This window comes from Geotalea sp. SG265, from assembly GCF_022808985.1.
Taxonomy (GTDB): Bacteria; Desulfobacterota; Desulfuromonadia; order Geobacterales; family Geobacteraceae; genus Geotalea.
This window is the reverse complement of sequence record NZ_JAKZFT010000013.1, coordinates 1-25,426: the sequence shown is the minus strand read 5'-3', so window position 1 is coordinate 25,426 and position 25,426 is coordinate 1. Positions and strand designations below refer to the sequence as shown.

General features: G+C 54.1%; 25 protein-coding genes. 2 read left to right on the top strand and 23 right to left on the bottom strand.

The genetic code is table 11. The annotated features are described in order from the left end of the window. Positions 1-5: 5 nt before the first annotated feature. The 19 genes from ML541_RS19000 to ML541_RS14185 all read right to left on the bottom strand — a co-directional run bounded on the left by ML541_RS19000 (position 6) and on the right by ML541_RS14185 (position 20,483). Entirely contained in the window at positions 6-1,049 is a 1,044-nt protein-coding gene (locus ML541_RS19000; protein WP_243373857.1) for a glycosyltransferase, read from the bottom strand. 13 nt (positions 1,050-1,062) lie between these two features. Then, on the bottom strand, positions 1,063-2,205 hold the full coding sequence (locus tag ML541_RS14270) for a glycosyltransferase family 2 protein (RefSeq protein ID WP_243373855.1): 1,143 nt from the start codon (positions 2,203-2,205) through the stop codon (positions 1,063-1,065). A gap of 16 nt (positions 2,206-2,221) precedes the next feature. Further along, entirely contained in the window at positions 2,222-3,343 is a 1,122-nt protein-coding gene (locus ML541_RS14265; protein WP_243373854.1) for a glycosyltransferase, read from the bottom strand. Further along, the gene (locus tag ML541_RS14260; RefSeq protein ID WP_243373852.1) at positions 3,340-4,284 is read right to left on the bottom strand and encodes a glycosyltransferase; all 945 of its coding nucleotides are present in this window, start codon (positions 4,282-4,284) and stop codon (positions 3,340-3,342) included. Before ML541_RS14260 ends, ML541_RS14265 begins: the two co-directional genes overlap by 4 nt. Beyond that, positions 4,281-5,435 (bottom strand): ATP-grasp domain-containing protein, encoded by a 1,155-nt coding sequence (locus ML541_RS14255; RefSeq protein ID WP_243373850.1) that lies wholly within the window; start codon positions 5,433-5,435, stop codon positions 4,281-4,283. The genes ML541_RS14260 and ML541_RS14255 overlap by 4 nt, the downstream gene beginning before the upstream one ends. A 23-nt stretch (positions 5,436-5,458) precedes the next feature. After that, positions 5,459-6,775, bottom strand: coding sequence for a glycosyltransferase (locus tag ML541_RS14250; protein ID WP_243373849.1), 1,317 nt, complete (start codon positions 6,773-6,775; stop codon positions 5,459-5,461). 4 nt (positions 6,776-6,779) lie between these two features. Next, positions 6,780-7,979 carry a DegT/DnrJ/EryC1/StrS family aminotransferase gene (locus ML541_RS14245; protein ID WP_243373847.1) on the bottom strand — a complete coding sequence of 400 codons (1,200 nt, stop codon included), beginning with the start codon at positions 7,977-7,979 and terminating at the stop codon, positions 6,780-6,782. Positions 7,980-7,985: 6 nt separating this feature from the next. Beyond that, the gene (locus tag ML541_RS14240) at positions 7,986-9,020 is read right to left on the bottom strand and encodes a FemAB family XrtA/PEP-CTERM system-associated protein (protein WP_243373844.1); all 1,035 of its coding nucleotides are present in this window, start codon (positions 9,018-9,020) and stop codon (positions 7,986-7,988) included. Positions 9,021-9,039: 19 nt separating this feature from the next. Continuing rightward, a complete protein-coding gene (locus ML541_RS14235) occupies positions 9,040-9,936 on the bottom strand; it encodes an XrtA system polysaccharide deacetylase (RefSeq protein WP_243373842.1) in 897 nt (298 codons plus the stop codon). A 6-nt stretch (positions 9,937-9,942) separates the two neighbouring features. Further along, positions 9,943-11,238, bottom strand: a complete 1,296-nt coding sequence (locus ML541_RS14230; RefSeq protein WP_243373840.1) for a TIGR03016 family PEP-CTERM system-associated outer membrane protein — start codon at positions 11,236-11,238, stop codon at positions 9,943-9,945. Between the two features lies 1 nt (position 11,239). Further along, a complete protein-coding gene (locus ML541_RS14225) occupies positions 11,240-12,400 on the bottom strand; it encodes an XrtA/PEP-CTERM system-associated ATPase (protein ID WP_243373838.1) in 1,161 nt (386 codons plus the stop codon). 42 nt (positions 12,401-12,442) lie between these two features. Next, positions 12,443-13,282, bottom strand: coding sequence for an XrtA-associated tyrosine autokinase (locus ML541_RS14220; protein WP_243373837.1), 840 nt, complete (start codon positions 13,280-13,282; stop codon positions 12,443-12,445). A 51-nt stretch (positions 13,283-13,333) separates the two neighbouring features. After that, positions 13,334-14,824, bottom strand: coding sequence for an XrtA system polysaccharide chain length determinant (locus ML541_RS14215; protein ID WP_243373835.1), 1,491 nt, complete (start codon positions 14,822-14,824; stop codon positions 13,334-13,336). 54 nt (positions 14,825-14,878) lie between these two features. Next, complete coding sequence (locus tag ML541_RS14210; protein ID WP_243373834.1) at positions 14,879-15,760, bottom strand: polysaccharide biosynthesis/export family protein; 882 nt, start codon at positions 15,758-15,760, stop codon at positions 14,879-14,881. Then, a complete protein-coding gene (locus ML541_RS14205; protein ID WP_243373833.1) occupies positions 15,757-17,118 on the bottom strand; it encodes a TIGR03013 family XrtA/PEP-CTERM system glycosyltransferase in 1,362 nt (453 codons plus the stop codon). Before ML541_RS14205 ends, ML541_RS14210 begins: the two co-directional genes overlap by 4 nt. 847 nt (positions 17,119-17,965) lie before the next feature. Then, complete coding sequence (locus tag ML541_RS14200) at positions 17,966-18,781, bottom strand: cache domain-containing protein (protein ID WP_243373832.1); 816 nt, start codon at positions 18,779-18,781, stop codon at positions 17,966-17,968. Positions 18,782-18,922: 141 nt separating this feature from the next. Then, entirely contained in the window at positions 18,923-19,267 is a 345-nt protein-coding gene (locus ML541_RS14195; protein ID WP_243373829.1) for an HIT domain-containing protein, read from the bottom strand. Between the two features lie 169 nt (positions 19,268-19,436). Further along, positions 19,437-19,910: a hypothetical protein gene (locus ML541_RS14190; protein WP_243373827.1), complete on the bottom strand. Its 474-nt coding sequence runs from the start codon at positions 19,908-19,910 to the stop codon at positions 19,437-19,439. Positions 19,911-19,982: 72 nt separating this feature from the next. Continuing rightward, a complete protein-coding gene (locus tag ML541_RS14185) occupies positions 19,983-20,483 on the bottom strand; it encodes a hypothetical protein (RefSeq protein WP_243373825.1) in 501 nt (166 codons plus the stop codon). 386 nt (positions 20,484-20,869) lie between these two features. Between ML541_RS14185 and ML541_RS14180 the strand changes: the two genes are divergently transcribed. Both ML541_RS14180 and ML541_RS14175 read left to right on the top strand, forming a co-directional pair. Further along, complete coding sequence (locus ML541_RS14180) at positions 20,870-21,151, top strand: type II toxin-antitoxin system RelE/ParE family toxin (protein ID WP_243374005.1); 282 nt, start codon at positions 20,870-20,872, stop codon at positions 21,149-21,151. Positions 21,152-21,163: 12 nt separating this feature from the next. Next, a complete protein-coding gene (locus ML541_RS14175) occupies positions 21,164-21,469 on the top strand; it encodes a HigA family addiction module antitoxin (RefSeq protein ID WP_243373823.1) in 306 nt (101 codons plus the stop codon). Between the two features lie 21 nt (positions 21,470-21,490). On the opposite strand, the gene ML541_RS14170 is transcribed toward ML541_RS14175, so the two are convergent. From ML541_RS14170 to ML541_RS14155, 4 genes are all read right to left on the bottom strand, one after another. Continuing rightward, positions 21,491-21,790, bottom strand: coding sequence for a DUF167 domain-containing protein (locus ML541_RS14170; RefSeq protein ID WP_347710808.1), 300 nt, complete (start codon positions 21,788-21,790; stop codon positions 21,491-21,493). A 126-nt stretch (positions 21,791-21,916) separates the two neighbouring features. Then, positions 21,917-23,092 carry a peptidoglycan DD-metalloendopeptidase family protein gene (locus tag ML541_RS14165; protein ID WP_243373815.1) on the bottom strand — a complete coding sequence of 392 codons (1,176 nt, stop codon included), beginning with the start codon at positions 23,090-23,092 and terminating at the stop codon, positions 21,917-21,919. Positions 23,093-23,260: 168 nt separating this feature from the next. Further along, the gene (locus ML541_RS14160) at positions 23,261-23,605 is read right to left on the bottom strand and encodes an HIT domain-containing protein (RefSeq protein ID WP_243373812.1); all 345 of its coding nucleotides are present in this window, start codon (positions 23,603-23,605) and stop codon (positions 23,261-23,263) included. A gap of 122 nt (positions 23,606-23,727) precedes the next feature. Beyond that, positions 23,728-24,594, bottom strand: a complete 867-nt coding sequence (locus ML541_RS14155; RefSeq protein ID WP_243373805.1) for a hypothetical protein — start codon at positions 24,592-24,594, stop codon at positions 23,728-23,730. Positions 24,595-25,426: the final 832 nt, after the last annotated feature.

The following is a 25,426-nucleotide window of genomic DNA, read 5'->3' as shown; positions in this document are numbered from 1 at the left end:
TTCCCTCAGAATGATTTTCCCTGCTGCCGGGCATCGGCATTTCTTTTATATGGTTCCATGGCCATGTTAGATTCCAGTGCCACATCCCTGGCCAGTCGTGCTATTGCCGCGAGATGCGCCTCGGTATCCAGCCTGCTTGCTCTGAACTTGCCTTTGCGGCCCATGATGAGTGCCAGCTGCCGGTTGTTCAACAGCTTTAGTATGGCCTCCCGCAGCTTGAGCGGATCGCCGGCCGGTACAAGCAGGCCGTCCACCCCATCCTCCACATACCCCCGCGCTCCTTCCGGATCGGTGACGATAACCGGTTTTCCCAGTGCCATGGCATTGAGGAATGTCTGCTGGCCGCCCGAATGAAGCAACCCTTTTCGCAGACAGACCACGTTGATGTGGGAACCTGCCATGAGTTCCATGAAGCGATGGTGGCTGACCCCGACCACCTGCACGTTCGACGGGAAATTGATCCCCTTGAGCGCATCGTTGTTGCTGCAGGCAATGACGACCGGAATGTCCAATCCCCTCACCGCCAGGGCAAGAGTGGCGTAATCGCGGGCGAAGTTGCCGCCGCTGAAGATGTAATCACCCTGCACAGACGGGTACCTGTCGGCCTCGATGGTGGTATGGTACGGCACGAAACAGAACTTTTCCCTGGGCAAGCGAAATACACGGCTGTAGTCGGCCATCTCCCGGTGCGCCCACACCACATATTTACTTACCCCCTTATCCAGCCATCGAAGCAGGCAGGCTTTCAAAAACTGCCTGAATGGTTTCGCTTCGTACCACAGGCAATCGAGCTTCACCACCGGCCGTGCACCGAAGGGCCACAGTCGCTGCAGCATCAGGTAAAACATGTCGATGCGACTTCCCCCTCCGAGCACCACCACCGGAAACCCCCGTCGCTTCAAGAAGAGGACAATGGCATAGCCGAGGTCCCCCAGGAGCCCCCGCCTCGACGTGTTGGAAGCCCCAGGCTGAAATGAAACCCTGGACCAGGTGGCACTTTGTTCCCTTCCAGGGTGATTGGTCAGAATGAATGGAAGATTCGTCGCCACGGCATTACCTCCGTTAGGAATTGTTCGGCTTTTCCCAGACAACGATGGTCTCCTTCCTGAATACTTTCAGCCATGCCAGGAAACAGGCCTCATTCATCTGGACGAAGGATTTCACCAGGGCGAAAACCGCATTGCCACCGGGCTTGATCACCAGGAAGAAAACGACAAGGGCCGCAGTCACAAAGAACAGCAGCTGATGAAAAAGGCTGCCGGCTAAGGCCAGAGAGACTATTACCCCGTAGAGGACAATGGCAAACCAGGGCAAGAGAAAGCGGAGCATCTTGTGGGACCAGAGCATCCAGGCAAAGAGACCGTGCCTGAATGGATTGAGCAGGTCCCGATTGCCGATCAGGGCACGAATGGTCCGGTTGGTGATCCTGATCTGCCGGGAGAATTCCATGTTTTCATCGTCGGCATGCTCTTCCAGACAGTAGACATTCCGGTCAAGGACCACCCGTTTCCCCTGCCGGACGACGTTCAAGGGAATGACGAAATCGTTGATGTCCTTTTCGTCCAGGGGGAGGTAATATTCCCGCTTCATGGCGAATACGGCTCCATCCGCCCCCACACAGGAGCCGATACGGCTTTCCTGCTCCTTGATCCATTTCTCGAAGAGGGTATACCTGCCCATGGTGGCCACCATGCTCCCGTCACCCGCCTTGCTCAGATAACGGGTGGTGCCGGTGACCAGGGCTACTTCATTGTCCGCAAAATTGCGCACCAGCCGGTCCAGAATGTCTATTTCGAACATGGAATCCGCATCGGTAAAAACCAGTATCTCTCCCGTGGCCATACTGCAGGCACGGTTCAGCCCATAGGTCTTGCCCTTTTGCGTGCTGTTTCTCAGCAGCAGTATCCCGGCTTCCGCAAGACTGCGGACTATTTCGTCTGTTGCGTCCGTAGAAGCATCGGAAATGACGATTATCTGCAGAAGCTCCCGCGGGTAGTCGAGCATGAGAGTGTTCTGCAGCTTCTTGCCGATCACCGCTTGCTCGTTGAAGGCCGGAATAAGGATCGAAACGGCCGGTCTCCTTTTGCCGGTAACGGTCTTTTTGTTGCAAATGCGCCCCAGCAGGTAGAGCATTCCCGGGTAGATGATGTACGGGTACAGGATGAGGAATACCAGAACCCAGAAAAGCACCGTCAGAATATGCATGTTCACTCCTAAAAACTCAGGGTAATAAGGAACAGAAGAGCTCCTTGTAACGGCTCACCGACTTCTCCAGCAGATAATTTTCACTGACGAAGCGATACCCGCGGGCGGTAATCCGCTGCCGCAGGGAGGCATCGCTCACCAGGACGGCGATGGCCGCAGCCAGATGTGAAGAGCTGTCGTCAGGCACCAGCAGCCCGTTAACATCATGGTTGATCACATCGGCAATCCCCAGAACGCGGGTTCCTATGACCGGCACCGAAGCGGCCATGGCTTCGAGCAAGGTCAGGGGAAGACCTTCGTAGCGGGAACAGAGGCAATAGATGTCAAAGGCGGCATAGAGGGAAGGGGCATCGTTGCGGGTGCCGAGAAAGATGATCTCTTCCCCCACCTCCAAATCCGCCGCCAAGTCCTCCAAATCTTTGCGACAGGGGCCGTCGCCGACGATCACCCCCCGGCAGCCCCTGCCCCACTCCTTGAGCAGGGCAATGGCGCGTATGAGGAGGGCCTGGTTCTTTTCCCGGCGCAGGTTACCCACTGTCCCCACAACGACATCATCTGCCTTAAGCCCCAAAGACTCCCTCAGTACCATCCTGTCCCCCGAAGGGTTAAAACGGTCCATGTCGATACCGTTCAGGGTCAGGGCGGTCCTGGCCGTGCTCCCGGGATACGCTTGTTGCAGGTGGGCGAAGGAGGCTTCCGATACGGCATTGACCAACTCGATGTTCCGCAGGAAAAACCGGAACCAGCCGTTCCAGAAGGGGGTCCTGCCTTCCATCTCCCACTTGGAGTGCTCCGTGTGCATGATCGGCAGCCCCATCCAGCGGGCGGCCCAGAAGGCATAGAAGAGCGAGACGAAGTGATGGCTGTTCACCAGCCGGATGCGGTATTGGCGCATCAGCCTTACGAGTTTCAAAATCAGACTCAGATCGATTCCACCGCGGCGGCCGAGCACATGACTGCAGATGCCGGCGGCGGTCATCTCCTTGCGAAGCGCTCCGTCCCGGAATGCGGCAACAACAGGAAAGAATTGTGGCCCTCCATGGAGGCAGAGGTTGAAGACGACCCGCTCCGATCCACCAGTGCCCAGGGTCGGCAGGACGAACAGCACCGGTACTGCCGCTTGATCGGGAGTTCTCATAGTTTCACCACTCTGGCGAAGAGCCGCCGCTTCAGGTAGAAAGCGATGCCCGGGCGTTCCCTGTTGAGCAGCCGCAGTTTCCGGTGGGCCTCCCGGGAAATCGGCTGCCGCTGTTTCAGTATTTCCGGCAGGTGCAACAGGGCGTCCCGGACCGCTTTCAGCCAGTAGTGGAAAAAACCGTCCCGCACTGCATAGACAAATGTTGCGGGCAAGCGTCGCATGAGATGCAGCGCCATGGCCACCGGCCGATAGTTGCGGACCGCCAGCCAGAAGTCGTTCCGGGTGTCGTAATAATAGCGGCGCCAACCGGGACGGGCATTCCGGGCATACTTATGGCTGACGGTAACCCGTGGCGAATAGTGAATTTCAAAGCCGTTGTCTATGATTCTCGCGGCCAGGTCGGCCCCCTCGTGGCTGATGAAGAAATCCTCCGGATACAGCCCCACCCGGTCCAGCATCTCCCTGCGAAAGGCAACCGCCCCCTCGGTTATCTCATTGGTCTCGAAGGATGATCGGCCATGGAGTTCGGGGTCCCGGGGATGGCACCAGTTGCAGACCTGCCCCGTATAGTGATCGACGACCCTGAAGCAGAGTGCCCCCAGCGCGGCATTGCCTGTGAAACGGGCGGAGATTGTATCCAGGGCGTCGCCGTCGAGCCCCAGGATGTCGTCGTCGATGGTGATGACGTACTCCCCACGGGCAATGGCCATGCCCCAGTTCCTCCCCACGGCGCCCCGGTTCTCCTCGAGCAGGACCAGGGTGAACCGGGGAAAGGCCGAACGGACAAACGCATTGGTGCCGTCGCTGGAGCAGTTATCCACCACAACCACCTCCGCGTCCGGGCGAGCCAGCCTGTCCAGTTGCTGCAGCAGCTCAGCCAGGACCTCTTTTCTGTTGTAGGTCAGGACAACAATGGTGAATTGCGGCACTCTCTCCATCATTCCCAGATCCCCTCCAGCGATTCGTGGCTTCTCGATTTGCCCCCCCTCTTTTTCACCGAGCGGTACAGGGCGTCGGCCATCCAGTACATGAAAGGTAATGGATCGGAAATGCTCAGGTCGTCGTAATGGCTCGCCCGCCGATGTGGCCAGAAGTATTCCCTCAAAAAGGCAATCTTGCTTCCAGCCTCTTTTAAAGACGGCACGAAGGCGGCCATGTCCCCCCCGATCCAGCGGGTAATGACCCCGGTTCGGAACGAGTCCTGGGGCGGGACATCACCCCTGGCTGCAATCTTGTAGACCATGTAGGGAAAATCGACGCCACAGGCGATCCCCTGGGCCAGGGAACCCCAGAAACGGGGATTGACGTCTATCAGGTACGCCGCTCCACTGCGATTTTCGATGATGAAGTCCGCCTGGCAGACCCCGTGCCAGTTCAGCGCCTCAAGCAGCCGCTGCAGGCTCTCTTCCGCCCCCCGGTGCTCGACGCTGATCCTCAGGGTGGCCTGGCCACATTTAATGGGATAGCTGCGCAGCTGCCGGTAGCCCACTCTTGCCCGGTACTCCCCCTGGCGGAATAGCATGGCCACACAGTGGGTCTGGCCCTGAATCTTTTCCTGGACGAAGAAGCGGTCCCATGGACGCCCCCAATGTTCCTGGCGGCCCAGCAGGGCCTCCAGTTCCCGTGGGGAATCCACCTGGACTATGCCCCACCCTCCCCCACCCTGCTTTGGCTTTATCAAAAGCGGAAAGGGCAGGTCCGCCACCCTTCCCTGCCTGATGTCATCGATTGCAAAAACTGCCGGACAGCGAATATTGAGCTGTGCCGCCAGGGCTCCCCACTGGTCCTTGTTATGGGCGGCGAGTATCTGGTCGTAGTCGGGGATCGCCATGCCGGTGTGCTGCAGAAACCGTTGCTTGTGCTTGGCGATGAGATAGGTCTCCTCCCCCACCGGAATAAGCACGTTACAGCAGTGAAGTTTGAGCTTTTCGATGAGCGTTTCCACGAAGCCGCTCTGCTGGCTGAAAGGAGACGGGTAGAGAAAACTGCCGCTGCTGTACCGCGAGGCGGAAGACATGGACCCGGGGAGGAAATCGGCGGTATAGACCCGGATGTATCTCCTGCCCAGGCTCCTGGTGACGGCGTAGGCCATCCTATTTCGTGCATTTGTGACTATTACCGGCATGATTCACCCGTTCTCGAAGCGCTCAGCCCAGGAAAACCTACATCTTCGCAGCGTTCGCTCATCCACCCGCCCAGAACGGAATCGAAGACATCCGCCAATTGCCGGGTCAAGGCATGGCCGTTGAACCGGTTGATGAACTCGGAGTTGACCTGCGGCTTTAAGTTGCCGCTGCTCCATTTTTCGTAGAGGTCTTTCAGGGCCAGGTGGATCTTATCCGGGTCCTTATCGGTAATGATGTGGGAGTTGCGGGAATATCGCTGCAAAAGCTCGGCGTTATCCCCTTCCGGAATATCGGCAATGATCGGCTTGCCGGTTTCCAGGTATTCGAAGGTCTTGTTGGCGATGGAAATGGAATAGTGACGGTCGTAATAGGGCAGCTGGGTCAGAAAGAGGGCATCGGACTCGGCAACATGAGCCAGCGCCCTCTGGTGATCAACACTGCCGTAAACCTCCACCCTGTCCTCTATGCCGTATTCCTGAGCCATGGTCATCAGTCCTTTATAGGTATCGCCGATGGAGCGAAAGACGATGTTGCAATCCTTCAGTCTCGCCATTGCGGAGAATAACCGTTGCGGGTTGCGTTTAAGCCCGTACAGATGCCCCACGTGGGAGACGATCATGCTGCCACTTCGCCGGAGTTTTGGCTGTGAGCGGAAATCGAAACCGTTGTGAATGGCCCGTATGGTGAGATTGGGGTAATAGCGCTGGTAGAGCGACTTGCCCCCATCGGTGTTTATGACCAGGCAGTCCGTGTTGCCTAGAACGTACTCTTCCGCCTTCTTCCTCATGAACGAGTAATAGGCGGGAACCTTTTCATAGAAATCATAGGCATAAGGATCCCTTAAATCCACCACCAGCGGCAGGTTGAGTCTCTTTTTCAGTGCAACCGCTGCAATAGCCGTGGAGAACGGCTTGCAAGTCACGTACAGCAGGTCGTAAGGGTGTTTTTCATAGATCTCCAGCCCCTTGCGGATGGCAGCAGGCACGAACCCGCAGGCATCATCGGGAAAGAGGAACACCCTATCGAAGAATTGGAAATCGGAGCGCATGCCCAGGAACTTCAAGATCTTCCGCACCACTCCATCGGCCAGGGCCACCTTGTCGTAGTCGATCCGGCGGGCACGGAAAATTTTTCTTTCCGGGTCCGTTGACTGTTGATTCGTGCCTTTCACGGTGAGCACCAGCGGCTCGTAGCCGAACTGGGGCAGGTTGTCCACAAAGCGCTTTATTCTGGCACACCCCGATGCAACCGTGGGGGGATAGAGATAGGAAAGCATCAGCACCGGAACGATCATCGGTTCACTCAAGCGTTCACCATTCCTTGACGAATTTTTCGATGGCTGCGGCATCCCGAGGCGCCATCAAGGGATGGACCGGGAAAGTCACCAGCTCCCGGGCAGCTTTTTCGGCCGCCGGATATTCTTCCCCCAAAAAAAGATGGGCAATCTCACCTATCTTGTTGATCGAGGCGGGATAGCCCCCCATTATTCCCAGTCCCAGCCGTTCCGACTCCTGCAACAGTTTTTCCCTGCGCCTGCTGTCGGCAATGCGCACGGGAAACCTGATCAATTCTGCCGATGCATATGGGCCGGGCAAACTTCTCAAGAACCGGCTGAAATCGGTTACATTCTGCCAACGCTGTGCAAATTCGCGGCGGACACGCCTGAAACTGCCGATCCTTTCCCGCCAACCATCGGCCAGTCCAGCCTGAAAAGGGGAGATGGCATGAAGGTCGAATTCAGGGTCATAAATGGTCTTTCCCAACCCCAGAAACGGCAGGGCTTTCGGCAGCCAGAAGAGGGACGGCCGGAGAAAAAGGCACAGGACCAGCGCCTTGGCGAAGAGCGATATATTTCCCGGCACCCCACAAGTCGGAAGCTTTTCCATCCGGCGGTGCAATTGGGCGGCAAGGTCGTCCCGGGAGGTAACGATTATCCCCCCCTCGACAGTGGAGAGCGCCTTGCCCCGACCCAGGCTGAAGAATCCCGCATCTCCACTGCATCCAAGCTTTACTCCGTCAATTTCGCTACCCATGGCCTGGGCGGCGTCTTCCACGACCATCGCCCCACTATCCCGTGCCATGCCGGTGATACTGTCCATGGAGCTGGGCAGGCCGTAAAGATGAGTCGGAACCACGCAAAGGGGGTGCCGCTTCTCCAGAAGGGATGCGAGCTTTGCGCTGTCCATCCCCAGGGTGCGGTCGTCGATGTCGCAGAGGACGATATTCAGTCCCGCCCTGATCACCGCTGCCGGTACCGAGTAACAGGTGTAGGCAGGGATCACCACCTCATCCCTGTCGGGAAAGAGCTCCTTCAGGCATTGGAGGATCAGGGTCAGAGCCGCCTTTCCCGAAGAAACGAGGAAACAGTGCTTAACCCCTAAATGTGCCTTCAGTTCCTTCTCAAACCTCTCAATCCGGTACCCACCTTCGCAGATGCCCCGGATGCCCCCCATGAGGTCCGCAAAGGTAAGGGGGGCGGCGGCTGGTGGTATGGATCTGCCTATGCGCATGGCAGTTCAGGGTATTCCGCGGACGATTTTCGGTCCCATGTAATTGGCCAGGTGGAGCGGCAACAGCTGCCAGATCCTGATCAAGGCCCGGTACTTGGGGTTTGAAGGGTTGAGCTGCGGCAAAGGGGTACCCTCCTCCATCAGGTACTGCCAGTAAAGGGGCACCGGCTCCGCCCCCCACTGCTTTTTGAACCGGTAGGTCCCTTCTCCCGGCGTGGACCGGCCGAAATCGAACCTGAGGGCCCGCCTCTTGATAGAGATCCGGATCGCTTCCCAATAGAGGAGATTGTTGGGACAAAGATTCCGGTATTCCTTGATGGATGAGGCCCACGGTACCTCCACCGTGTCCTTGAAGCGGATCATGATGCCAGAGGCCACCGTCGTGCCGTCCAGGAGCACGGAAACTATCCTGGTGGTGTCAGGAAAAGTATCCAGGACGTTGCGGAAAAACTCCTTGCCGTAGACCGGCGTCCCCAGATCCCGCATGTTCCGGCAAAAGACCCGATAAAAGGGATCGAGCAGTTCCGAGTGGCCGGTGATCACCTTGAGGCGGCTTTTCTCAGCCTTGCGGATCTGGTTTCTCACCTTCGCATCCAGAACCTTCCACTGTGCCGCCTCATCCTCAGCCAACGGCAGGACCATGGTCACCTTGTGGCTTTTGGTCGCCATTCCCTTGAGGCATTTATCCAAATGTCGCAATTCCACATCCTTGCAGCCGAACCTCTCACGTAATCCTTCAGCTTCATTGATCAGGCGCCTTTCCACCGTACGGTCGTCGCAAAGGACCCCGCCGTAATTGCAGAAGGGAACCGATACCAGGTGCCTGCCAAAAAGGGCGCTCTGCATCTTCACCAGTGGCAATATCCCGCAGATTGCCCCCGATTTCTTCCTGGCAGCCAAAAAACAGGCTTCATGACCGAAACTCTTCTCGATGACCTCTTTCCAGCCGTACTGGTGATAGCAGGTCGCCTCTGAGTGTCCCATCACGTAGGCATCCCAGGCCGGCTCTCTCTGTGTGATTACGTCTACGTTCATTGGCATGGATAATATCCTTGTCGCCTCATGGGGTGACCACTTGCCCTGCCTGGATGTTGGCAGGGGTGCCCCGATCCGTCACACGCTGCTGCAGGACCGCACCCATACTGGTAAAATCAAGCTTGTCCAGCAGATAGCCGATCTTCCCCTCCATCTTTTCCAGGTGCAGGTAATGACGGAAGGTCGATCTGAATCCTGCCCTGATCCGCGGCTGTTCCGGGTCAATTTCCCATGGATGGAAGTAAACCACGGCCGGCTGCCGCTCTTTCCTGTTAACCTGCCCGATGGCCCATGCCACCAGCGGCGCCGGCAAAAGCCTCAAGTAGCCCCCCCCTGCCACCGGCAGTGCCCACTTCTGAGAACCGAGCTGCAGGGAAAGGGTGGTGATGGGAAATTCCCGCAGCCTGCCCGATTTGGTGTCGATGTCATGGATGAAGCGGTTCCCGCCGGGAATGCCGTAGATATCATGGATAATGGGAAAGATGCTCGAATCGAAGGTGAAACCTTCCTCCACCAGTATTTCCAGGGCCCAGAGGGACCTGGCGGTAATGGAATAGCTGGGCGCCCGGTAACCAAAGACCGCCGTACCGGTAATATCCTCCAGGATCGCCTTTGCCCGGCGGATATCCTGGCGGAAACGTTCGCGCCCTATTTCGTATACCAGCTGATGGCTATGGCCATGGCAGGCGATTTCGTGGCCGCGTCTCTGGATATCCCGCACCAGGCCGGGCACGCGCTCGGCCACCCAGCCCAGGACGAAGAACGTGGCCCTGAGAGAGCGGCGATCCAACAGTTCCAGTAATCTCCAGGTATTTTCCCTCACCCGCAGGGGATAACTGTCCCATTCCCTGATTCTCACGCGGCGGGAAAATGCCGTTACCTGGAAGTAATCCTCCACATCGATTGTCAGGGCGTTGTGCATTGGACCTCAGAAAACCTTTTGGAATTCCAGGGAAATCCGGTTTACTTCTCCCTGGATTCCGGAGAAATAGTTGACGTAGCGATAGAGGGCGGAAACTTTCATTCCTTCGCCGAAGGAATAGACGACGGCAGTCCCCACCAACAGCCGTTTGGTATCGCTGTCGCTGGATGAGAGCGTATCTCCCCCGGTCAAGAAACTGTTATTGTCATAGCGGGAACCTTCCACGGTAAGGTCGGCGGTCAGCCGGCTCATCAGCTCGTACCGCCCCCGCACAGCAGCTGTGGCACGCCGGGTTACCAGCCGGTCCAGTTCCGTGTCCGTAAACCGGGCATAGGAGACCATGCCGCCGATCAACCCCTTGGGAAGGAGCAAATCCACAGCACCCGAGTAGCTGGTCTCCTGGGTGACGGCCCTCAGAGGGTCTTCACCGTAATACACCCTGGAATTCAGGGTCGTGACAATGTTGCCAATCTGGTGCTTGATCTCCGCAACCCAGAATGGCGCGTTGTAACGCTTGCCCTGCTGGTAGTTGATGGTCGTCCAGCCCCCCCTGAGGGAGATGACCGACGCATCGTCAGGACCGTATTTCTTTTCCAGCCCAAGGTAGGCGTCCTGCTGGTTGGAACTTCCGGCAGACCGATTGGTGCGTGTAAAGGAATAGCCGCCACTGACCTTGGCGCTCCTGCCGAACTCGTAGGCAATCTCCCCTACCCCCGTATGCTCCTTCCGGGAGATGTCGTCCACCTCCCGCAATGTCAACTGTTGCAGGTCGTCCGGCTGCTTATACCAGATGTAGGTATACCGGTACCCCACGCGCGCTATGGTTCTCGGCGAAAGATTGAAGGAGAAATAGGGGTTGACGAAAAAGTTGTTCTGGTCTGTCTGATTGATGAAGAGACTTTCCTGGGTCACATCCCGCGACACATCCAGCGATACCCGCTGGTAATTGTCCGCCGCATCCAGAAAAAGAAGCTGGTCGATGAGGGCGAAGTGCCCATTGACGTTGGCATAATGGGTATCGTCGTTTTTTCGGGACTGGCGCAGATAATAGCGATAATCATAGCGGTACTCCCCGTCCAGGGTGCCGATGGGAGCTTCGTACCTGAGCTGTATTCCCGGCATGGCCCGCGTGATGTAGTCGCTTTTTTTATGGTTCTTGTTTTCAAAAACGTTGTCCGTGTACTCCTGGGCCACGGTGATGCTGGGATGGATCTCGAAAGCGGCGTGGGCACCGGCAACGGGAATCAGCGAGAGGCAGAAGAGCAGCAACAGCCTGATGACATAAATGACTTTGTCTTTCATTTCAGTTTCCAAAAATTCGGCGGATAAAGTTAGGTTTCTCTTCTTTCGGCACCACCGGCTGGGTCACGACAGGGCCCGGTTTTTCCATGAGGCTTTCGATCTTGCTCCTGATCTCGCCAATGCTGTTGTCGGTCTCGCCGCGATAGGCAGCAACCTGGTTCTGCACCGATTTGATCCGGTTGCCGATGTCGTTCATCAGGTTGGTATTGAACCTGGTCGATTCCTTTTCCAGGGATTCCAGTCGCGACCTTATATCGAGCAGCACCGAAGCCAGTTCTCCGTCCTTCTCGGCCCGCGGGGCACCGCCACTGTCAACTGGGGCAGGATCGGGGCCGGAGGCACTCCTCCAGTACTGATTCTCGAAGTCAAGCTCGCCAATAATCTCCTCGACCATGGTGCCGTCCAGTTTCTTCAAACCTTCCGCACAGGCTGAAAGCATGAGGAAATCACAGACGATATTGATGAGCCGGGGGATTCCCCTGCTGTATTTGAAGATATTATCCAGGGCCTCCGTTTCGAAGACCAGGGCCGATCGGTCTCCCGCCACATCCAGCCGGTGATGGATGTACTCCTCGACCTCCGGACGGGTCAGGGGCTGCAAGTGGCAGTTGATGCTGATCCGCTGCCTGAGCTGCAAAAGCTCCGTCCGTGCCAGGGTTTTGCGCAGCTCCGGCTGTCCCACAAGAATGATCTGCATCAGCTTGGCGTTGTCCGTTTCCAGATTGGAGAGCAGACGCACCTCTTCCAGGAGGGAGGCGCTCAGGTTCTGGGCCTCGTCGATGACCAGGGTCGGCTGGCTTCCCTTGGCGTACTGCTCGATGAGAAAGACGTTCAGGTCCCGGAGCAGCTCGATCTTGTCCTTGCCGTGCACCGGCAGACCGAAGTCGTCGTTGATCATGGAAATGAGCTGATCGGAATTGATTCTGGTGTTGAAGATTTTCCCCAAAAGGACCCGTTCGTGATTCTTCTTGATCAGGTCCCTGATGATGGTGGTCTTGCCCGACCCCACTTCGCCGGTCAGGAGAATGAAGCCGGTGCGTTCCTTGATGCCGTAATTCAGGTAGGTCAGCGCCCGTTTGTGGGATTTGCTCAGGTACATGAAGTCCGGGTTGGGCAACAGGTCGAACGGCTTTTTGGTCAGCTTGAAATAGGATTCGTACATGCCTTCTCCCCTGTGGACGTCTCTGCGGCTGTTCAGGCATTGTCACCAGGCATACTGCTTGTGCTGGTAATAATCGTGGTAGTGTCCGTTGTGGCTTTCGTTCACCGCCTCGTTGTAGACGATCCCCAGGAGACTGTTTTTTTCCAGGGCAGCCAGTGCATTGTTGACATCTTTGAGATCGGCGGCTCTTTCCTTGACGACGAAAACGACGCCGTCCATCAGAGTGCTGATGGTGCGCGTTTCGGCAAAGAGCAACACCGGCGGAGTATCGACGATGACGTATCGGTCAGGATACCGGCCCTTGATCTCGGCCATGAGGTTCTTCATTTTCGACGACGAAAACAATTCCCCCGGACTTTCCGATTTTTTCCCGTAAGGGAGGATGGAGAGCTTGCCGATGCCGGTCTTGACCAGGGCATCCCCCACATCGGCCCCCCGGGCAAGGCAATCGGCGAGCCCCAGCTTCGGCTCGAAACCGAAATACTTGTGGATCGAGGGCTTTCTAAGGTCTGCATCCACCAGGAGCACCGTATGATCGAATTCCTGGGCCAGGCTCACGGCCAGGTTTATGGCAGTGATGCTCTTTCCCTCGCCGGCAAGGGCGCTGGTGACCATGAGGGTATTTCTGAACCGGTCGGCTGTGGTAATCTTCACCAGAAGCGACTTCAGCTTGCGGTATTCTTCGGCCACCGACGTCTGGGGTGCGGTTATGCTTACCAGCAGCGGATTTTTCACCTTCAGCCGTTCGTTGGGCAAGGGGTGCTGGTAGACATGCAAGGGTGCCTGGGGAAATGCCAGCGGTGCGCCGGGTCCTTTGACCGCCTTGCCTTCCGTGCCCCGCATCTTTGCAGCTTTTTCCAGCGCTTCTTCGATTCGGCTCATATAACCTCTCCTCTTGTTCTCATCCTGTTTTCAGAACCCGGTACGATACGGTCACTTGAATTGCCCTACCGCCTGAGAAAAGTATTGTTTCAACTGGAGCGAGTCGATTGATGACGAAAAAAGCGGCACTTGCAGGAGCTCCAGCAGCAGGACGATGAGTATGAGCGAAAAATAGCAGGCCGAAATGGCATAAAGCCGCGCGTCATATGCTTTCTCCTGCTGTATTTCAACAGGAACCCGCATTTTGGGAATGACCGCCAGCACCGGCAGCCCAAGCCCCTTGAGGCCATCCAGGCTCTTCACCGATTCGTCGTAATAATCAAGAAGCAGGACCAGGCCGAAACCGGCAACGATGCCCCCGCCAATACCCATGAGAATGATCGCCACCCGGTTGGGGCTTGTGGGTTGAATGGGCAACACAGCCGGATCTACGACCCGGAAGGTCGTGCCCTTATCCTCCGCCTCCATCCGTTTGGAAAATTCGGACTGCCCATGGCGGGCTACCAGCTGGTCGTAGACCTGTTTCTGGCTGGCCTTTTCCCGTTCCAGCTGCTCCAATTGAGCCCGTGCCGAGGGAATAGTGCGCAGCATGGCCCGGGCCGAGGCAATACCGGCGTACTGCTTCGCCTCGGCGGATCTCAGGACCCTCAGTTCGGCTTCGACCCGCTCCAGTTCCTGCAGTTCAGCCCCTCCCGGTCTCGCTTCCGATGAAGTGAGCGCCTGTTCGCGCAGGGACTCGATTTCCGATTTCAACCGCATCACCTCGGGATAGCGGTCCGTGTACTCAACGCGCATCTCTTCCAGCCTTTTCTCCAGTGCCAGCAACCGTAACTGGGCCGGGTTGTGCTTTTTCAGCTGGCTGCGGGTTGCTTCCAGCTGTGCTTTTCGAAGCTGGATCTCGTCGATCCGCTGCTGGGACATGGAAATCTCCCGTTCCAATGCAGCCGGATCGGCCGCGGCAGCCGGTCCTTTCTCCATTCTGAACCTGCTTACTTCGGCATCAGCCTTGTCCAGTTTCTCCTTCATGGCCGCTATCTGTTCAGAAAGGAACTTGCTCGCACCATATGATTCGGCCCGGGTCGAGGAGGAATTTTCCTCGATATAGCGCTTCACCAGGGCATTCACGTAATCCCTGGCCAGCTTCGGATTCTCACCGGAGTAGGAAATGGTGAAAAGTCCCTCCTTATCCTTGAGCTCCACCTTCGTGTCCTTCTGGAATTGAGCGATCAATGCATCGGCGCGGCCCCCGTTCAGGTTGAGATCGGCCACCACCTTCTGCAGCAGGGGCCGGCTGCCCATGGCATAGGTCAGCCCCTTGATCTTGTCCTCCATGGATGGGGTCACGGCAAACCCCTTCACCAGCTCGTTGATGAGGGTTTTTTCGATGAAGACCGTGCTCTTGGCCTCGTATTTTTCCGGCAGGAGATAGCTGACGATGACAGTGACGGTCATGACCGCCAGCGCAGCAACAAGGAACAAGGTTTTATGCTGCCTGACCAGATTCAGATATCGCTTGTAATCGAAATCGCTCGTCTTTGACATGACAACTCCACTTTCTCTGTTTATTTGCAGGATCCGCAAAGTTTCAACAAGCTGTCAGAACATCCCCTCCTTGACGATAATGTAATCCCCCGGTTTCAGCTTGACGTTCTGGGCAAGGTCACCATCCATGATGAGATCCTTTGCCTTTATGGAGATGGCCAGATCTTTCTTGCCGTTCTTCCGCAAAATGGAGGTGTCGTTCAGCTTGGCGAAGCGGGTGAATCCCCCCGATTCGAGGACCGCCTCCATGACGGTCATCCCCTCCCGGTACTCGATAACTCGGGGCACATTGACCGCGCCAAGCACGTAGATATTCTTGTCCATGAGTTGCGGAATGAAGATGGCATCGTTGCTCTCGATAACCAGGTCTTCACTGACGTCGCCATCCACGAACAGTTTGTGGAAGTCCTGTTTGATCTTGGCGCCGTTTCTCAAAACATAGGCACTCTTGTAGTCGGCGACACGGGTATTGGCAGCTGTGCCTCCCCCCCCGGGTCCCCTTCCCGCCGGAGCGGCAGATGCGGCGGGAGCCGAGTTGCCGATGGCGCAGAGAAGTTGCAGCAAAGTCGTCCGCCGGTTCAGGTCAAAGACCCCCGAACTCACCCCCCCGCCGAAGACGTAGACCTTGCTGTTGGTGATCTCACGCACCGCCACGGTAACGATGGGATTTTTCACCAGTGATCTGAACTTGACCGCCAAGGTGGACTGCAGTTCCTTGGGGGTCACCCCCGAGGCCGTGACATCGCCCAAACCGGGGATGGTTATCTTGCCGTCCGGCCGCACCCGCACCGACACGTTCAAGTCCCGCACCCCCCATACGGAGATATCCAGGCCATCCCCCTCCCCTATGACATAGTCGCCGGCAACCGCAGCCATGGGTAGCATCATCAGAACAGTCAACACAAAAGCCATCAATACCATGCATCCTTTTCTCATCGTCCACCTCTCCTGAATAGAACCACCTTTATTGTCTCCAGAATGATCATCAGGTCGAAAACAAGGGTCAGGTTCTTGATATAGTAAAGGTCGTACCTGAGCTTCTCTATTGCATCTTCCACCGAGGCCCCATAGGGGTAGCTGACCTGCGCCCAGCCGGTGACCCCCGGTTTGACGAAGTGCCTGCTGGAGTAATAGGGGATAATCTCCTTCAGCTTCTCCACGAACTCCGGGCGCTCGGGGCGGGGTCCCACCAGGCTCATGGAGCCACCCAGTACGTTGAACAGCTGGGGAATCTCATCGATCCTGGTCTTGCGGAGAAACTCACCGACCCTGGTGATTCGGGGATCGTCCATGCTGGCCCAGACGGCACCGGTCCCCTTTTCCGCATCGGCCCTCATGGTCCTGAATTTGTAGATGGTAAAGTTCTTTTCCCTTGCGCCGACCCGCTGTTGGCGAAAGAGGACAGGCCCGGGAGAATCCAGCTTGATCATGAGCACGATGAACGGCAGCAGGGGCAAAACCACCAACAGAATGAGCATTGCGCAGGCGATGTCGATTACCCGTTTCATGATGCGCAGGATGAAGGTAACCTTGAATCCCTGGGAAAATATGAACCAGCTGGGGGTGATGTTTTCCAGCAGCAGCTTTCCCGTCATCTGCTCGTAGAATGAAGGAGCATCCACCACCTCAATGCCGCTGAATTTGCAGGTCAGCACCTCCTGCAGGGGAAAAATTCCTCTCCGTTCCGACAGGGAGATGACGATCTTGTGCGCCTTCGAGCTTTTCACCCTTTCATAGAGAGGCTCTGCTAGAACGGGAATATCTGCTGGCGTTAGCTCCACGTTTTCACTGGCACAGCCCACATATCCGGAAAGCACATAATTCTGACTACCGGCGGTAATAAGGCTGCCGATCTGCCGCGCCAGAGGGCCGGTGCCGAGAACCAGCACCCGCCTGGCAAAAGCGGAAAACCGGGAGCTAAGGTAACAGAGATAATGCCAGCCCAACTGCAAACAGCCGAATATGATCAGTGCCACCACCAGCATCCATCCCCCATACATGTAAAGGGGCTGGAAATGGAAGATCCCCGACAGGACGAAGAAGGAAAAAATGACCGCTGTACCTATCCTGACGGCGCATTCCTTTCCCCCCAGAAACCTGTTCAGATAGTAGATTTCCAGAAGGAACGACGAGATGAGGGTGGTAAAGATGAATAATGCCCCTCTGACCAGGTGAGTCTCGACCAGCTCTTCTCCCGTAGGCAGATCACCATAGTTCAAGTAATGGGATATGAGCAGGGCAAGACATGCGGCAATCGCATCCCCGGTTATTAACGTGAGGACCCTTTTGACCATTGAGCTAATTCCTTTTTCCAGACCTGCGTAACGTTGTCAGTGGTTCTTGCATAGTCCTGTACGGGGAATTCTCCCGGCTGAAGGGCCATCTTCAGCGTTTGTCCTGCCTGATACCTGATTCCTGTGTCATTTAGCGCCAAAGCTCCGCTTGCAAAACCAATCCTCCAGCCATGAATCACCAAGGTATTTCGCCTTACCGGGGAGTATGCAGAAACGGTATTGGAGGACTCCTCAGGGACTGAACCCGTGCGGGGGATCAACTTTAATTAGCTTGACTTTATTTAAATGACTTAATTTAATGTACCGCAGCACGATTCAATGTCAAGACAGGGGCATGGGAAATGGACGGGAGTTCAGAGACACAGGATTTGATGGGATAAAAAGGGAGACGAGAGGCAGGTTCTAACACGGTGAAAGGGAATTAACAGGAAAACCACCATAATTAAGAAAATTTATTGACATTTGAATTTATATCTTAAGTTTTATAAATTACAGACGAAATAATATACACAGACATTCCAACAATTTCGACAAAAGGTGGTGTTTTTCCAGCAAGAACCACGACAGAGGGGGAAGTAATGGGCAAACGAGGTATTTTCTCCAGTGGAGTGATCAGCAGTATGGTTGGAAAAATTTTTCATTCCATGTGGGGAACGAAAAATAACGGTCAGGACCGAAGGCAAAAATTGCAGCAGATCGCAATGCTCCTGGAAAGAGGATCTTTTACCAGACACAAATAGACTACCCCGAAGCATCTCCGGCATTGGGGGCGATAGACAGGCTGCCTTCACATTTTAGATTGAAGACAGCCCACCCTGCTCTTATGTCCGCCGATCTACTTGGCCCTTTACTCGCCCTGCACCACCCCAACGGCATACCACCAGTCCGTCACCGGCGATTTTTTAAAAACGACCGTCCTGGGCTTGCCACGGAAGGTGTACGAAACCGTACCCTGGTCCTTTTTGAGCATCTCCTTGAAAGCTTTATCCACTTCCGGCCCCAATTCCCCCGGGTCCCGCAGGATCAGCCGCGTATCCCAGTCAAGAGCCATGAGCGGTCTGGAATCGAAGGAATAGAAGATCACGTTGGACGGCAGGGCCATCTCCTCCTTGACCTGTTCGCTCAGCTTGTCCAGATAGACCGAGCATCCCAGCACCCCGACCACATCCTTATCCTTCAGCACGGGCACTGCAACTACGGCTACGTTTTTCCCGGTGGATTTGCTCACCACCAGATCGCCGATGACCGTTTTGCCCGCCAGCGCCCGTGTAAAGTAAGGCCGCGATTTGAGATTTCCCTCGACTCCGTCATGCTCGACGGTTTTATAGTCGCCCGAAGGCTGCGCAAACCACATCATGCCAGGCACATTCTGCTCGGCAACCTGGGTGAGCAATGCCTTGATCCTGTCCCAGTCTGCCGAGATAACCTCATCCCGTGTCGCCAGGAGCTTGAACTCATCGGCAATCTTCACCAGATGCCCGTCGCCGATGGTTGTCAGGGAAGCCAAAGCAACCCTGGCATCGACTACCAGCTCCGCCCCCTTCGCTCCGTTTGCGGCAAAAGATTTGCCGTTGCCCCCCAATATCTGCCCATAGCCGCTGCCGGCGCACATGAACAACAGCAGCAACAAAGACAACCCTGCAGACAATGCCCTTTTTCGCATCATTACCCCCTTTGCTGCGGGAGATGATGGGAAACCGACCTTAATACTTCAGCCCGCAGCATCCCTTACCTAAAGGGTAGCCAGCTTCGGGTGCAAGTCAAAGCCTGGCGAATGGAGTACTAAGTTCTCAGAGAGGTGCAATCAATAGGGGCGCAGCTGCTTTCCGCTGCCGATGTGCCAATGGAGGTGCTTGGATGACTGGTAGTCCCCCAGATTGGTGTAGACGCGGGCGGCGCCGAAGCGGGCCATGAAGTCACCGGCGATCAACTTGGCGATCCGCATCAGTTCCAGCAGCAGGTCGTTGTCCCCCTCTTCCAGCGTCAAGAGCGATTCCACATGCTTTTTCGGCAGGAGCACCACGTGGTTTTCCCACAGGGGATTGGTGTGATGAAAGGCAAAGACCCGCTCGTTCTCGAAGTAGATCGGGACGTTGAGCAGGCCTTTGAGGATCTTTTCGCAATAAAAATCACAGCTGGGATCAGGCATGGGTTGTGGTTTATCTCCTCGTTTTACGTGAGCATGGGGACGTTCTTAAAAAGTTAAATAAATGCGAGCTTAATAAAGTTGACTGCCATAAAAAAACGAGCTTTTTCTCATATATCCTCCTGTGAATCAATTTGTCGAACAGGTTGCCTTCATAATTCTAATTCCTTACTCAACGCTTTAACAGCAACATCATCCCGCAGAAAAAAACAAGTAATACTGCCAGGAGGAGCAACTTTCCCCTCGTGCTGTAGGTTGGTGGATGGTTGTCCGGCATCATCAGGTGCATAGCCGCCGGACCGCACACTCTCTCGCCGTCAAGCACATGCCGTGCCTCATCTTCCCGGTCTTCCGGAACCAGGAGAGTCCAGAGGTATGGTGCCTGGGCCACCTTGTGAGCCCGGAACTCACCGGTGAACTCCTCCTGGCCGGTAAAGGGTATGCCTGTCTCGCGCAAGGCCTCGGCGGCGGTGAGAAATTCGTACGAATCGCCGGTCTCCAATATAGCGACCATGCTTGCATGGGGATCGATGGTAGCCGCAGCCTTCAGCGGGCTTACAGGAAGCCGGTGGACGAGGGGAATTCGGCAGTCGGCGCATTGACGGATGCCTTCAACATACTCTGTTTTGCATTGGGGACAGAACAAATCGGCTCCTTGTATTAAAGGCGTTATCAATACCCTCGCCGCAGGTTGGACAACTTCCCTTCTTCCCCTCTGCTAATAGTCAAAAGCCGGACATGGCAAGTCTTTACCGGACAACCACCCATGAACGGCGTCCATCAACCCACCATACCCGATGTTCGGGCCGTAAAGTTCAACCTGCGCCTGCTTCCCTTTTCTTGCAATATCGGCAGCGATCAGGAACAGCCCTTCTTCAGGCTCCCTTGTCGGCCGCGGCAGATGGTTAACTTTAAGAGTGAACTCCGCTTTCTTGCCGTGTCGTTCAATCGAGGGGTGGTAGGTCGACCGGTTGACAGTCAAGTTATTTCCGCTCATTACCGAGCCCTTCACGCTAATATTGAGGCATTCCTGCGATTTCTTTGCTAGAAGGGAAACCACACTGTCGTAGCTCTTGTCGGACACGAAGCTGTCGTGCCGCATAAAAGCAGCTCCTCCGGCGACAGCAGTGACAAACTCGTGTCTGGTCTTAGGGATCGGAGCGCAGCCTTCAACAAACAGCATGGCTAGCAGAACAATTGTCAGAATATTCTGGTTCATTGTTACCTCGTTTTGAATGATTTATTTAATAACAGGAGGTGAAGTTGATGCCATGAAGCTAATTATTTCGCCCCTTACTCCCTTGGAGTTGTCAGAAGCGCCAGCCACAGTGGTAAAACGCTGCCTACATCCCGTGATCTGGCCCATTACAGACCGATAGCCACTTCCGTCCCCACCGGGACCATTTTTGCCAGTTCCATCCCTTCGGCATTACGTAGCCAGCAGGATCAGCGACATATGGAATCGCAGGGCATGGCGGCGCTTGAAACGCTCGGCGAGCTTGGTTTTGTGTTTGGTGCGGTTGGACATGAAGTTGCTACTCTTTGGTGTTTTTCTTTAACATACTACCGCTTGACAATACTAACGTCTCCCAGTACTATTTTCCCATGATCAAGACGTTTGCCTGTAAAGAGACTGAAAAGCTTTTTCACGGCCGCTTTTCCGGAAAGTGGCCACAGGATGTGCAGCGTATCGCCCAACGGAAACTAAAACAGATTCATGGCGCCGCCACCCTCGATTTTCTCCGCGTACCACCCGGCAACAGGCTTGAGCAACTTTCAGTGAGCCGCACCGGCCAGTGGAGCATCCGGATCAACGATCAATGGCGCATCTGCTTTACCTGGCAAGACGGCAATGCAACGGACGTCGAAATCGTCGATTACCATTAAAGGAGCCCTCTCATGACCAACCGAGATCTTCCACCAGTACACCCCGGAGAAATCCTCCTGGAAGACTTTCTGAAACCACTCAACATAACCCGCTACAGGCTGGCCAAATCCATCGGTGTGCCACAACGCCGTATTGATGAAATCTGCGCCGGCAAACGGGCCATCACCGCCGACACCGCCTTGCGCCTTGCCCGATTCTTCGGCACAGACGCCCAAAGCTGGATGAATCTTCAGGCCGAGTATGATCTTGAATGTGCTGAAATCACTTTGGCTGAGCGAATCGAGCAAGAAGTAAAACCTCTCAGAGATGCGGCTTAAGCGGGACAGCCATGGCGGAACCTAGCATAACTCCTGCTGCCCAATGACAGAGGGCAGCCGTTTGGGCACCTTGATCCGCAGCTGTTTGTTGACATTCATCCGCCCGAACACGACCTGAATATCGCTGACGGAGACGCCAAACTCTTCGGCCAGAAACCGCACCATATGGTCGGTCGCCCGCCCGGCACGGGGAACCGCCGTCACGCTGACACAAAGCTGATGCCCCTTCACCTTGCCGATAGCGTCCCGTTTGGCATTGGGAGTGCCGAGAACATTAAGCACCAGCGTATCGCCATCCCAGAAGCAAAACTGTTTCTTCATATTCCTACTTTGTCCCGTGTCGCGGGCTGACCCTTTCATTCTTTTGAAATGAGATTTTTCTCCGATTTTTCCTTTTTCAAGGGCTGCCCCCTTGGCCTCTCTTGACGTGACCACAGCCATTTATATTCACTTCTGTACCTTTGCCTTGCGCTTGGCTTGTTTTTTCGATCCAACTACTTTGTTGCTCGAAATCATCTGGTCTTTCTCAATAACATGACAGTCTCCAGCATCGTTGTGACAAAACTCCATGGGAAATGAAACATAATCAAATCCTGTAGTTTCAGAAACTGTGTTTAACGAGGTCGTAGATAATAGATCCGGACGCCAGACTGTAAGCTGGATGTAACCTTCCTTTCTGTCAGCCGTCCTGCCGACTATACCGAGGATGACCCCAGCTGATACCATCTTCCCAATCGTGATGTCATCTGCGATTTTCTCCAGGTGTCGGTAGCTCGCAATGGTTGAGTCGTCATGAAGGATGTCGACGTTGTCATTCCTTACTCTGACGACAACACCCTTTCGTGCCGCACGCACCGGAGTCTTCACAGGCATAGAAAAAATGACCGCATAACGGGTAAAGGGCGAGGTATTGGTATCGGCACTGACAGTGGCAAAGGCTTCTACATCTTTGGCAAAGGGAAATCGGTAGTGTTCAGGGCAGTTATGACGAGCGGTATAGTCGCCAATATTCCACGAGTATGAATAATTGAAACTATAACTTTGACCCTTCACCTTCGGCCCGACACGCACCAGGACCTGCTCGGAGTTTGGCGGGACAACGCCAAAATGCGGCAATGCCTTATCTGCAGCTATATTTTGTGATGACAGATCGAAACGGACAATAACAGACACCGGAGAACTGCTGTGGTTATAGGCGGTGATTTCATGGACAGATCGAAATGTTTCTGACGGCAGGTAGGATGGTGGCGCGACTTTCACGTCCCGCACCGCAAACTCGTATTCCCGCTTTGCCTTTACGTCGTGGGAGTCTGAAATGGTTCCACCCTTAGCCTCTACCTGTGATGAATGGATCTTGGCAGGTGTATCAGGGGCAGCGCTCCCATCATCCTTACCAGGTTGCAGCGACTCAGGGTTGATAGGCTTTACAGGTTTCGGCGGATCACCGAAATTGGCCACATTGCCGCGAAAGCTTAAATAATCACCTGTCTGATGATTAGCGTAATCCTTTGCGTGCTCCCACGGCCATGCAGCGGGCTCGGGCAACTGCCCATTGGCACAACCATAGATCAAGCAGCTTAAGAGTATTAGAAATATGCTAGAAGTTATTTCCTCACGTCTCATAGGTCTCTCAGAAGCTAGACCTACACATTTTACTTTGTCAATTGTGTAGGTCTGACCCTTTTGTTCCATACTTTTGTTCCATATTGTGTAGGTCTGACCCTTTTGTTCCTTTCAGATGGAAAGACCTTCTAGTGGCTGCATAAAGGCAATTTCACGGTTTTTTGCAGGTCAATAGGGCCGCAACTGTGTACCGCTGCCGATGTGCCAGTGGAGGTGCTTGGATGACTGGTAATCGCCCAAGTTGGTGTAGATCCTCGCCGCACCAAAGCGGGCCATGAAATCTCCTGCAATCATTTTCGCCGTCCGCATCAATTCAAGCAGCAGGTCGTTGTCCTCCTCCCCCAGAGTCAGCAGCGATTCCACATGCTTTTTCGGCAGAAGGACGACGTGGTGTTCCCACAGCGGGTTTGTGTGGTGAAAGGCAAAAACCCGCTCTTTCTCAAAGTAAACAGGCACGTCGAGCAGGCCTGATAGGATCTTTTCGCAGTAAAAATCACATACAGCATTTGACATTGTCTGGGTTGAACTCCTTTGTGTCAGCGAAGGTTCAGCGGGGAAAGCTTGGTCGGTGCAATTCAATTAAGTATGCTGGCCCGTGAATTCTAAGTATGTTGTCCCCGGAACTCCAGGCTCTTTTAAAAGAGTTCGATCTGGTCATCAGGGATGTCAACAAAATTCATTATAAGCAGAGAGGATATTCGCTCAACGCCAGAAGTATGAATTTCAATCTCTTTATGGATTTCGACAACTACTTTCTCTCTTGCCATAGCCAGTATCAGCCGGCTTGAATCGCCAGAACGTACTTGCTTAAATTGGTACTCTCTTGCCGGAATCTCTTGACCATCATAAAGAAAAAGCTTTCCCCTTCTCGAAAATTTGTCATAACGAATAATATTACATTCAATTGTAAATATCTTTCTATCAATTATAGTTTTTGGATTGAATAATTTCTTATCGGATTCTGTGACAACTATCCCATAGTTGTCTGCAGACAATGTAGATATAGTGTCAATATGGTCCTTACGAATTAGCGAGGTTAGCTTTTTAAAATTTGGTTCTGACCTATCAGCAGCCGCAAAGACGACATTCGAAATTGTTATGTTATTGCCAATTATAATAGGCGCAAGATTATCTCCATTGACAGTAATATTAGGTTCCACCCCTTCACTTCTTTTAGTTGCAAGCAACTTTAGGAAGTCATATGAATTTTTTGCTACGTCCCAAACATCCTTTATCTGGATGCCTGGAAAGTTTGGTAGTGTTTGGGCAACAGCCAGACAGAGCAACTGGAGATCAGCTACAAAAGATCCCCGTCTGAAATCCTTTACTTGCAGACTTAGATTGAACCTATCTCTAGCAAACATTCTATGGCCATTTGTTACAGCAAGGTACGATTTATCGAGGATAGTCTGGAACTCCTGAAGCCCAGCTAGGATATCTTGAAGAGGCATTTCCTTTTTGAAACCAGGACCTGCAATTTTAAATTCAATTTGTCTTCTCATTGCCTGCCTCCACTGACTTCTCCCAATGGGAAAAACTAAAAAATTAGAGAAAACTACAGACACTCCTCGTATTTACGCTGACAAACTGAGACAGTACCGGCTTTTCAATCGCATTGGCGTGAGGTTATGGTGACAAAATCAAGTAATCGAAACATCCGTTAGCCTCCTCCAGCTAAATGCACTGTTGCAAGCCTGGCATCACTTTTCTTACCGAAGCCCTACCAACAGGGGCTGGCCTCACTGCAAAAAATAATTTCGCATGAATTCCTGTGCCCAAAGTTTCTCATTCCGGTTTGAGACAATTAGAAGGTCATTGGTAGCCCGTTTAGATAGTTTGATTTTAAGTGATAATCGTACAGGGATATTCTTTCCCTGGAAATAGTTATTCAGAAATTGAATTTCTTCAAAAAAAGAACGGTAGGCTGAATTAAGAAAAATGCAATGAAATCTGCAGATATCTGTGCTTGTACCTGCGAGTTCAATAATGGCATCTTTAGCAGAGATAAATTGACAAATTTCGGAACATTGTTCTTTGATAAGACTTTCATCGAGGTGCATGTTGGGCAAATATCGATGGAAGATATTAATACAGACATTAGCTTGCTTTTGAACTGAACTGTGAGCTTTCTCTATAGTTATTTTCTCAACACTTAGGAAAAAATAGGGAAAAAATAGGGACACTCCCCATATTTTCCCTTAGTCTTCGGTAGATTCTATTCGTAAGTGCACCACGTGATAAAAAAGCAGGACATGATGGTTTTCTGGTAGTGTGTGAAGCGCGACCAACACTCACTACGGAAAGGAACCCACCATGTCCTACAGCCATTTTACT